The following is a 10,244-nucleotide window of genomic DNA, read 5'->3' on the forward strand; positions in this document are numbered from 1 at the left end:
CATTTTGACAACGAGTGCATTTTTTGTCAAATTTGTCGCCCCCACCTCGCCGCCTGCATGCGGCTCGGATTCGGCAGGCACGAAAGAGTCCGCAGGGACTTGGACTCAATTTGTCGCAGCCCCCCCCACCTCGCCGCCTGCATGCGGCTCGGATTCGGCAGGCACGAAAGAGTCCGCAGGGACTCTTTCGTGTCCTGCCTCATCCCAACAGCAGGGTGTCGTCGGCTAGTTCTTCGCCGCGTACTTTTTCGAACATGGCGAGCAGATCGTGGACTTCCAGTCCGCGACGGGCATCCCCCGACACATCCAGGACCACCCTGCCCTGATGCAGCATGACGGTCCGATCGCCCACGTCCAGCGCCTGGCGCATGCTGTGGGTGACCATCATCGTGGTCAGGCCGTGTTCGGCCACGATGCGCGCAGTCAAGTCCAGCACGAACTGGGCCGTGCGCGGGTCGAGCGCTGCCGTGTGCTCATCGAGCAGCAGGATGCGGGAAGGCCGCAAGGCCGCCATCAGCAGGCTGACGGCCTGCCGCTGGCCGCCAGACAACAGGCCGATCCGGTCAGTCAGGCGGTTTTCCAGCCCCAGCCCCAGCATGGCCAGGCGTTCCCGGAACAGCACTCGCATTTCCTCGCGCACGGCCTGACGCAAACTGCGGAACTGGCCTCGGCCCAGGGCCAGGGACATGTTTTCTTCGATGGTCAGGTTTTCGCAGGTGCCGGCCATCGGATCCTGGAAAACGCGCGCGACCTTGCGCGCCCGGTCCCAGACCGGTTGGCGGGTGACGTCCTCGCCATCGATCAGGACGGCGCCACTGTCCACGACCTGCTCGCCGGAAATGGCATTCAGGAACGTGGATTTCCCGGCCCCATTGGAGCCGATGACGGTGACGAACTGACCCGCAGGAATGTCCAGCGACATGCCGCGCAAGGCCTGGGTTTCGATCGGCGTGCCGGGATTGAAAGTCAAATGCAGATTCTGGGCGCTCAACATGTCAGGACCTTTTCTTGCGGAAACGCTGCTTGGCAAGCGGAATCACCAGAGCGACCGTGACCAGCACCGCCGTGACCAGGTTCAGGTCCTGGGCCTTCAGGCCCACAAAGTCTGCGTTCAACGCCAGCGCAATGAAAAATCGATAAAGCACGGCGCCGATCACCACGGCCAGTGTGGCGACCATCAGACGGCGGCTGGGCAGAATGGATTCACCGATGATGACGGCAGCCAGGCCGATGACAATGGTGCCGATGCCCATGGAAATATCCGCGCCACCCTGGGACTGGGCAAACAGCGCACCGGCCAGGCCGCACAGCGCATTGGAAATCGCCATGCCGAGCAAAACCATATTACCCGTGCGAATACCCTGGGCGCGCGCCATGCGCGGATTCGAGCCGGTCGAACGCATCGCCAGCCCCACCTGGGTGGCAAAAAACCAATCCAGCAGCAGTTTGACGACCACCACCAGCGCCAACAGGATCAGCGGCCGGGCGACATAGTCTTCGAGGCCCTCGGGCTGCAGTACGGTGAACACGGTCGGATCGGTGATCAGCGGGACATTGGGGGCATCCATGACGCGCAGATTGATCGAATACAGGGCGATCATCATCAGGATGCTGGCCAGCAGATCCATGATCTTCAGCTGCACGTTCAGCCAGCCCGTCACCATGCCGGCAAAGCCGGCGGCCAAGGCGGCGGCGCCGGTCGCCAGAAAGGGATCCGTCCCATGATGGATCAGAATGGCCGCCGTTGCGCCACCCAACGGAAAGCTGCCGTCCACCGTCAGGTCGGGGAAATTCAATACGCGGAAAGAGATGAGGACACCCAAGGCAACCAGGCCGAAGATCAGCCCGATTTCGAGAGCGCCCCATGTGGAATAGATGGACATGGAATAAGAATCTTTGGACGCGGCCCCATGGCGGGTGCCGTCATGGCGACCGGGCCGCTCTCAGGCGGCCCGGGGACGCGATATGCGCGCGAAATTACTTGATGACCTGGGCAGCCGATTTGACCAGGGCATCGGACAGGGTCACGCCTTGTTGTGCGGCAGCGCCGGGATTGACGTAGAGTTCGAGCTTGGAACTGGTCTCGGAGGCGATGGTGCCTGGGGCTTCGCCTTTCAGGATGCGCACGACGAGCTTGCCGGTCTGTACGCCCAGATCGCGGTAGTTCACCCCCAGGGCCGCGATGGCGCCGCGCTTGACGCTGTCGGTATCGGAAGCCACCAACGGGATCTTGGCCGAATTGCCGACCTTGACCAGGGATTCATAGGCGGATACGACGTTGTTGTCGGTATTGGTATAGATGACATCGACCTTGCCCACCAGACTGCGCGCAGCGGCACCCACGTCCACGGTGCGGGCAGCGGTGGCCTCGACGAGGCTCATGCCCGATTGCGACAACAATTCGCGCAATCGTTTGACCACGACCACGGAATTGGCCTCGCCGGGGTTGTAGACCATGCCGGCTTTCTTGGCATCGGGCACGACCTGCTTGATCAGCTCGATCTGCTTTTCCAGAGACAGCGCATCGGACACGCCGGTGACATTGGTGCCCGAGGCATCCCACCCCGGCACGAGCTGGGCGGCCACCGGGTCGGTCACGGCGGAATAGACCACCGGGATGGACTTGGTGGCGGCGACCACGGCCTGCGCCGACGGCGTGGCGATGGCGACGATCACATCGGGCTTGTCACCGACGAACTTGCGGGCGATCTGGGCGGCGATGGCGGTATTGCCCTGAGCCGTCTGGAATTGCCATTTCAGACCCTTGGCCTCGGTGTAGCCGGCAGCCGCCAGGGCTTCGTGCACGCCGTCCTTCACGGCATCGAGGGCGGGATGCTCGACAATGGAGGTGACCGCCACGGATTGCGCCTGGACTTGCGCACAGGCCAGCGCGCCCACCATGGCAGCGGTGCCTGCGAGCGTGCGAAGGACGGAATGCAGATTCATGAAGGGACTCCTTTGTATGGGAAACGATGCCGGGCCGGCCCCGGGCAATGCGGCGTCCAGTCTACCCGCCGACATCAGATTTTTCTGCAAGGGATATCCCTGCGGCGGCAGTTATTGTAGCTTGGACGAGCAATGAATAAACCAGGTCGATGCCGCACCCCTGGGGGGGTCAGCGAACCTGGCGTTTTTCCAGTTTGCGCGCCAAAGTGCGACGATGCATGCCCAGCCGGCGCGCAGCCTCTGAAATATTGAAATTGCTCGCAGCCAGGACTTCGTGGATGTGTTCCCATTCCAGCGTCTTGATCGATGCCTGGCGGGGAGACAGCGCCGTCTGGACGTCGCCCTCGGAGCGGGCGAAGGCGCGTTCGATATCGTCCGTATTCGAAGGCTTGACCAGATAGTGGCAAGCCCCCAGCTTGACGGCCTCGACCGCCGTGGCAATGCTGGCGAAGCCCGTCAGCACCACGATCATCATCCCGGGCGCCTGTGCATGCAAGCGGCGCACGCAGGCCAGCCCCGAAGCCTCGCCTTGCAGCTTCAGGTCCACGACGGCGTAGTCTGGCACATGGCCCTGCGCAAGCAGTGCCTCGACGGCCTCCAGACTGTCGGCGCGCAGCACGCGGTAGCCACGCCGTTCGAACGAGCGTGCGAGCGACTGCGACAGGGATTCATCATCTTCGACCACGAACAGCAGACGCTGCGCGGCAGGGCCGACTTCATTCAACGGGTTCATCGTCGTCCTCTGGCGTCAAGGCAGACAAGGGCAGGCGAATCGTCACGCAGGCCCCGCCTTCGGGCGCATTGTTCACACTCAAGCTGCCGCTCAGGGACCGGACCACCTGATGCGCCAGGAACAGACCCAGCCCCCTGCCCGGCTGCCCCTTGGTGGATCGATAGGGTTTGCCCAATTCGCGCAGGACCTCGGGTGCAAAACCCGGCCCCTGATCGCAGATCTCGATCATCAGCCAGCCGTTCGCCAGCGTCGCCGTGAGCCGTTGCCGGGCAGGCGAGGCTTCCAGGGCGTTGTCCAGGACATTGAACACCATCTGCCGAAGCCCCTGATCGGCAATCACCACGGCATCTGTTTCGATGCAACGATCGTACTGCAGGCGGGACGCAGGGTGCGCCTGCCGCCATTGATCAACCAGGCCATCGAGAAAAGCCAGCACCGTGGTGCGCGTCAGGCTTTCGCTCCGCACCTCACCTGCCGACAGCAGGATGCTGTTCAGGATGGTCTTGCAGCGCTGCACCTGCGCCTGCATGTCCCGCACATCTTGTCGCAATTCTGGGTCGCCGGCCACTGCAGGGGTTCGCACCCAGTCACCCAGAATCACATCCAGCGTCGCCAGGGGCGTCCCCAGTTCATGCGCAGCGCCCGAGGCCAGCAGGCCCATGTGGACGATGTGTTCTTCTTCGGCCGCCCGCTGGCGCAGCGCCGCCAGGTGCGCATCGCGCATGCGCACGTTATGGGTCATGCGAGTGATGAACGCGGCCAGCAGAGTCGCATTCAGGGCGAAGCAGACCAGCATCCCGAGGACGAAGGGGCTGTCCAGCCCACCGCCCAGATCCAACGGCAGGGTGTAGCCGTGGTGACGCGTCAGCACCAACCCGGCAAATGCAGCCGAAGTCGCACCTGCCATCATCCAGGTCGTGCGCCGCCGCAGCAGGACAGCAGCCAGGGCCACCTGCAGCAGATAGAGAAAGATGAACGGATTGGTGGCGCCGCCGCTCAGGTAGAGCTGGGCGGTCAGCGCCATGACATCGACCAGCAAGGCCAGGAACAATTCGATCTGGCTCACGGCCAGGTGCCATTTCAGGCGCAACTGACTGAAGCAGTTGTATACGATCAGCAGCGCCACCACCAGCGCCATGTCGAACAGGGGTAACGCCAGGGAAAACCCATCCACGGCCACGATGATCGCCAGCACCTGGCCAAGCACCGCGATCCAGCGCAACTGGACCAGCAGACGCAGATTCTGCCGGCCCGCCACAGACGAACCATCCGGCACGACTGGCCGGCCCTGGGTCATGCGGCGGCTCCCGCCGCCCGGCGGCGCAGCCATTCCTGGCGTGCGCCGTAGAGCATGGCCGCCGCCGTCATGGCTGCAAGCGCATACCAGGTGAGCGCGTAGCTGAGATGTTCATCACGAAAATGCACGACCGTCAGGCCGGGCACAGGCCAGCGATCCCCTGTGGCGGGGGGCACGGCGCCGTTCGCATCCGCCCCCATCTGATCGACGAAATACGGCGCAACGGCCGTCAGGCCCAGCGCATGGGCCATGGCGGACACGTCCCGCGAATACCAGCGGCCTTCGGCCGGTGCGTTATCGCGCAAAAAACCGCCGCCCGGCTGGGACAGGCGCAGCAGCCCCTCGATCCGGACCGGACCGGCCGGCGCAGCCTGGCCCCGGTGCGCAGGATCACGGTGCGCGGCATCAACGAAGCCGCGATTGACGAACACAATGCCGCCACCCTCGCGCCGCAGCGGCGCCATGACCCAGAAACCGGCGCCCAGTCGGGTATTGGCCTGGACCAGGATCTCGCGATCCAGCAGGACGCCTTGCAACTTGACCCGACGGTATTCATCGCGCTCGGTCGTCAGGCCGGCCCAGGCATCCGGTCCGGGCGCCGGGACGGCCGGCGCGCGCAGAAAAGCATCGACCCGGGCAATGAGTGCGTGTTTCCAGTGCATGCGCTGCATTTGCCAGGTGCCCAGTGCGATGAAACAGCCCAGCGCGGCGGCCAGGAGCACACCCCACAGGACGAGCCATCCGGTGGGCAGTGGTCGTTGGAGGCGATGACGCACAGTGAACAGGAGAAAAACGGATCCCAGGGCAGCGGACGCAACCAGAGAAAAGCCGCGCCCGCAGGGTCTACATCGACGACATATCGTGCAGGTGGCCCGGCATCATATTGATGTTCAGATGGTACATCACCCAGAGCGACCCCGCCAAAGCGATGGCCACGATGATCAGGGTAAAGATCAGCGCCAGCAAGGTCCAACCGCCTTCGGATCGGGGACTCATGTGCAGGAAATACACCATGTGCACGACCATCTGCGCAGCACCGATCAGCAGGATCGTCAGCGCGGTAGCGCCGGAATCTGCCAGGACGCCATCCATGACCAGCCAGAATGGGATGGCGGTCAGAATCACGGACAGGACGAAACCGGTCAGATAGCCCCGCAAGGTGCTGGGCGCATGGCCCTCCTGCCCTGCATGGAGCGCGTCGTGCCCGGATGTCGTGTGGTCATGGCTCATGGCAGCACCCCCATCAGGTAGACAAAGGAAAAAACACCGATCCAGACGACGTCCAGGAAATGCCAGAACATCGACAGGCACATCAGGCGGCGCCGGTTCGCGGGAATCAGGCCGTGGCGACCCAGCTGGAACAACAGCGTGACGAGCCACACGATCCCGAAGGCCACATGCAGACCGTGCGTACCGACCAGCGCGAAAAAGGACGACAGGAACGCACTGCGCCAGGGGCCGGCGCCGTGCTCGATCAGGTGATGGAATTCATACAGTTCCAGCCCCAGGAACGCCAGGCCGAACAGCCCGGTCACGACCAGCCAGGCCTGTGTTCCACGCAAGCGGCCCCGCTGGGATTCCAGCATGGCAAAGCCATAGGTGATCGACGACAGCAGCAGCATGGCCGTGTTCACCGCCACCAGCGGCAGATCGAACAGATCGGCCCCTGTCGGACCGCCCGCATACGCCCTGCCCTGCACACCGTATACGGCGAACAGGCAGGCGAAAATCAGGCAGTCGCTCATCAGGTAGATCCAGAAGCCGAGCAGCGTGCCGTTTTCCGGATGATGAGGCTCCCGGACGATGAAACGGGAATCGTCGGCGGCGGCCAGGCCGCCAGCCGCAGAATCGTGCAGGATATGGGTATCAGACATGGCGGGCCAACTGCAGGGTACGGGCTTGCTCCACGCGGGCCACGTCCGAGGCGCTGACGTGGGTATCGCGGTGATAGTTGAAGGTGTGGTAGATGGTGGCGGCGCCCAGTGCGGCAAAGGCTGCGATCGTCAATGCCCACATGTGCCAGATCAGGGCAAAGCCAAGGACCGAACTCAGCACGGCCAATGTGAAGCCGGCAGCAGTATGTCTGGGCATGTGGATGTCGATGAACCCGCTTTCTGGACGCCGGTAACCCGCCTGCTTCATGTGCCACCAGGCGTCACGCTCATGGACGCGCGGCGTGAAGGCGAAGTTGTATTCCGGCGGCGGCGAGGCCGTGGACCATTCCAGGGTACGGCCATTCCAGGGATCACCGGTGTCATCGCGCAGCATCGCGCGATCACGCCAGCTGACGTAGATCTGCACCAGGAAAAAGGCGATGCCCAGCGCGATCAGGAAAGCCCCGACCGCTGCAATCTGGAACCAGATCTGCAACGAAGGATCCTCGAAATGGCTCAGGCGGCGGGTGACCCCCATCAGGCCCAGGATATAGAGCGGCATGAACGCGACCCAGAATCCCACGACCCAGCACCAGAACGAGCATTTCCCCCAGAACACATTCAGGCGGAAGCCGAACGCCTTCGGAAACCAGTAGTTGATTGCGGCGAACACGCCGAACACCACCCCGCCGATGATGACATTGTGAAAATGCGCAATCAGGAACAGGCTGTTGTGCAGCACGAAGTCAGCCGGTGGTACCGCCAGCAGCACGCCCGTCATCCCGCCGATCACGAAGGTGATCATGAAGGCCACCGTCCACATCATGGGCAGTTCAAAGCGGATGCGGCCCCGGTACATGGTGAACAGCCAATTGAAAATCTTCGCTCCCGTGGGAATCGAGATGATCATGGTCGTGATGCCGAAGAAAGAATTCACGCTGGCGCCCGAACCCATGGTGAAGAAGTGATGCAGCCAGACCAGATAGGACAGCACCGTGATCACGATGGTGGCATACACCATGGACGTATAGCCAAACAGACGCTTGCCGCAATAGGTGGAGGTGACTTCCGAGAACACGCCAAACAGCGGCAGGATCAGGATGTAGACTTCCGGGTGCCCCCAGATCCAGATCAGGTTCACGTACATCATGGGGTTGCCGCCCAGGTCATTCGTGAAGAACTGCGTACCCAGGTAGCGGTCCATGCCCAGCAAGGCCAAGGTCGCCGTCAGCACCGGAAAGGTCACGATGATCAGGATGTTGGTGCACAGCGCGGTCCAGGTAAAGACCGGCATTTTCATGAGCTCCATGCCCGGGGCACGCATCTTGATGATGGTGACTGCCAGATTGATCCCCGACAACAGCGTGCCCACCCCGGCAACCTGCAAGGCCCAGATGTAGTAGTCCACCCCCACGTCCGGGCTGAATTCCAGACCGGAAAGCGGCGGATAGGCCAGCCAGCCGGTGCGGGCGAATTCGCCGACGAACAGGGACAGCATCACCAGGGCCGCGCCGCCGGCGGTCATCCAGAAACTGAAATTGTTCAGAAACGGAAAGGCCACGTCGCGTGCACCGATCTGCAAGGGCACGATGTAATTCATCAGACCGGTGATGAACGGCATGGCCACGAAGAAAATCATGATCACGCCGTGTGCGGTAAAGATCTGATCGTAGTGATGCGGCGGCAGATAGCCCAGCACATCGCCAAAGGCCATCGACTGTTGCAGGCGCATCATGGCCGCATCGGCAAAGCCACGCAGCAGCATCACCACGCCCAGCACCATGTACATGATGCCGATCTTCTTGTGATCGATGCTGATGATCCAGTCCCGCCACAACGGCCCCCAGACCGATCACGGCCACTCCAGCGAAAGTGGCGACCAGGATCGGCTCATGATAGGGAATGGCATCCAGGCCGAGCCGGCCCAGGGTCCAGGTTCGCAAATCCATCTTTACTTCTCCATAGGCGGCATGAGATCGCTCATGCAGATCGCGCCGGGCTGGACGCAACGATTCAGGATGAGGCGATACAGGTCTGGATCGACGGCCGACCAGCGGCGTACCGGCTCGTTCTCGCTGGGACGCTCCAATTCCAGGTAGGCCGCGCGGTCCAGAACACCGCCGGCGGTACGGTTCTTTTCAATCCAGGCCACGAACCCGGCCTGATCCAGGCCGTGGAATCGGAAATGCATGCCTGAAAATCCCGCGCCACTGTAATTCGCCGACAAACCCACATAGTCTCCCGGCGCATTGATCACTGCGTGCAGCATCGTCTGCATGCCAGGCATGGCGTAGATCTGACCGGCCAGCGCGGGAATGAAAAAGGAATTCATCACCGAAGAAGCCGTGATTTTGAAGCGGATCGGCCGGTCCACCGGCGCCGCCAGTTCATTGACGGTGGCAAATCCGTATTCCGGGTAGATGAACAACCACTTCCAATCGAGCGCCACGACCTCGATCGTCAACGGATCGACATCGGCCGCCAAGGGTTTATCCGCCGAGATCCGGCTCAGCGGGCGATAGGGATCGAGCAGGTGCGTACTGACCCAGGTGATGCTGCCCAGCGCAATGATGATCAGCAGCGGCACGGACCAGATCACCAGTTCCAGGCGGGTGGAATGGTCCCAATCGGCCTCATAGCGCGCCTTGCGGTTGGCCGCCCGGTAACGCCAGGCGAACAGGAGTGTCGCGATGATCACCGGCAGAATGACGATCAGCATCAGGCCAGTGGCCGTATAGATCAGGTTGCGCTGCTGCAGGGCCACGTCGCCCGACGGATTCAGCAGCACGGCATCGCAGCCGCCCAGCAGCAGGGCCGCACCGGCCCCCAGCAGTATTTTCAGAATCTTGTCGTGCCTCATTGCCTTGCGTGTTGATTCCAGGGGAAGTCAATCGGAGGCCGATACTATAGACATGAAAATTCGAAGTGAAAATTGGACATTTTGACTCATGCCCCTGAGGGCGGCAGGGTTACTGCGGGTAATGTCCAATGGCAGGCGGCCCAGTCGCCGTGGAATGCTACGCATGAGGCTGCCTGCGCGTGGGCAGCCCCCCATCGCAGACCAGGAGACTTCGATGACTGTCCATACGCTCAGCGCCCACGTGCCCGGACCGCGCGCCCGGGAAGACGATCAGGCAAGGCTCGCCCGCCACGCCGGGGGCCATCCTGCCGTATCCCCAAGCGACATCGCCGTCGGTGTGATCATCGGCCGCACCTCGGAATACTTTGATTTCTTTACCTACGGCATCGCTTCGGTGATCGTATTTCCCCAGGTGTTCTTTCCGTTTGCAGACCCGCTCACCGGCACCTTGTACGCATTCGCCGTCTTTGCCCTGGCCTTCATGGCCAGGCCATTTGGCACGACGCTGTTCATGCAGGTGCAGAAACTCTGGGG

The 10,244-nt window shown here is 62.5% G+C and carries 9 protein-coding genes and 2 pseudogenes; 1 reads left to right on the forward strand and 10 read right to left on the reverse strand.

Going from position 1 to position 10,244, the window contains the following annotated elements; genetic code table 11:
* Positions 1–199: 199 nt before the first annotated feature.
* The 10 genes and pseudogenes from RBR29_RS07810 to cyoA all read right to left on the reverse strand — a co-directional run bounded on the left by RBR29_RS07810 (position 200) and on the right by cyoA (position 9,710).
* Positions 200–994, reverse strand: a complete 795-nt coding sequence (locus tag RBR29_RS07810) for an ABC transporter ATP-binding protein (protein ID WP_320348416.1) — start codon at positions 992–994, stop codon at positions 200–202.
* Between the two features lies 1 nt (position 995).
* A complete protein-coding gene (locus RBR29_RS07815; RefSeq protein ID WP_320348417.1) occupies positions 996–1,883 on the reverse strand; it encodes an ABC transporter permease in 888 nt (295 codons plus the stop codon).
* 94 nt (positions 1,884–1,977) lie between these two features.
* Positions 1,978–2,901: an ABC transporter substrate-binding protein gene (locus tag RBR29_RS07820; protein WP_320348424.1), complete on the reverse strand. Its 924-nt coding sequence runs from the start codon at positions 2,899–2,901 to the stop codon at positions 1,978–1,980.
* 214 nt (positions 2,902–3,115) lie between these two features.
* Complete coding sequence (locus tag RBR29_RS07825; protein WP_320348418.1) at positions 3,116–3,679, reverse strand: response regulator transcription factor; 564 nt, start codon at positions 3,677–3,679, stop codon at positions 3,116–3,118.
* Positions 3,663–4,976 carry an ATP-binding protein gene (locus tag RBR29_RS07830; RefSeq protein ID WP_320348419.1) on the reverse strand — a complete coding sequence of 438 codons (1,314 nt, stop codon included), beginning with the start codon at positions 4,974–4,976 and terminating at the stop codon, positions 3,663–3,665. Before RBR29_RS07830 ends, RBR29_RS07825 begins: the two co-directional genes overlap by 17 nt.
* Positions 4,973–5,752, reverse strand: coding sequence for an SURF1 family protein (locus RBR29_RS07835; RefSeq protein ID WP_320348420.1), 780 nt, complete (start codon positions 5,750–5,752; stop codon positions 4,973–4,975). Before RBR29_RS07835 ends, RBR29_RS07830 begins: the two co-directional genes overlap by 4 nt.
* A 67-nt stretch (positions 5,753–5,819) precedes the next feature.
* Positions 5,820–6,206, reverse strand: a complete 387-nt coding sequence (gene cyoD, locus RBR29_RS07840; RefSeq protein WP_320348421.1) for a cytochrome o ubiquinol oxidase subunit IV — start codon at positions 6,204–6,206, stop codon at positions 5,820–5,822.
* Entirely contained in the window at positions 6,203–6,850 is a 648-nt protein-coding gene (gene cyoC, locus RBR29_RS07845; protein WP_320348422.1) for a cytochrome o ubiquinol oxidase subunit III, read from the reverse strand. The genes cyoD and cyoC overlap by 4 nt, the downstream gene beginning before the upstream one ends.
* Positions 6,843–8,799: pseudogene (gene cyoB, locus RBR29_RS07850) on the reverse strand (cytochrome o ubiquinol oxidase subunit I). The gene cyoC and the pseudogene cyoB overlap by 8 nt, the downstream one beginning before the upstream one ends.
* Positions 8,800–8,801: 2 nt before the next feature.
* A complete protein-coding gene (gene cyoA / locus RBR29_RS07855) occupies positions 8,802–9,710 on the reverse strand; it encodes a ubiquinol oxidase subunit II (RefSeq protein WP_320348423.1) in 909 nt (302 codons plus the stop codon).
* Positions 9,711–9,924: 214 nt separating this feature from the next.
* On the opposite strand from cyoA, the pseudogene RBR29_RS07860 reads away from it, so the two are divergent.
* Positions 9,925–10,244 (forward strand): annotated as a pseudogene (locus RBR29_RS07860) (MFS transporter); the annotation flags it as partial.

Source organism: Castellaniella sp. (assembly GCF_034007085.1).
In the GTDB taxonomy this organism is placed as follows: Bacteria; Pseudomonadota; Gammaproteobacteria; order Burkholderiales; family Burkholderiaceae_B; genus Castellaniella.

Coding starts and splice junctions, on each gene's coding strand:
- cyoC (WP_320348422.1), bottom strand. CDS start 6,850: ATGTCTGATACCCATATCCTGCACGATTCTGCGGCTGGCGGCCTGGCC.
- RBR29_RS07810 (WP_320348416.1), bottom strand. CDS start 994: ATGTTGAGCGCCCAGAATCTGCATTTGACTTTCAATCCCGGCACGCCG.
- RBR29_RS07825 (WP_320348418.1), bottom strand. CDS start 3,679: ATGAACCCGTTGAATGAAGTCGGCCCTGCCGCGCAGCGTCTGCTGTTC.
- cyoA (WP_320348423.1), bottom strand. CDS start 9,710: ATGAGGCACGACAAGATTCTGAAAATACTGCTGGGGGCCGGTGCGGCC.
- RBR29_RS07830 (WP_320348419.1), bottom strand. CDS start 4,976: ATGACCCAGGGCCGGCCAGTCGTGCCGGATGGTTCGTCTGTGGCGGGC.
- RBR29_RS07815 (WP_320348417.1), bottom strand. CDS start 1,883: ATGTCCATCTATTCCACATGGGGCGCTCTCGAAATCGGGCTGATCTTC.
- cyoD (WP_320348421.1), bottom strand. CDS start 6,206: ATGAGCCATGACCACACGACATCCGGGCACGACGCGCTCCATGCAGGG.
- RBR29_RS07820 (WP_320348424.1), bottom strand. CDS start 2,901: ATGGTGGGCGCGCTGGCCTGTGCGCAAGTCCAGGCGCAATCCGTGGCG.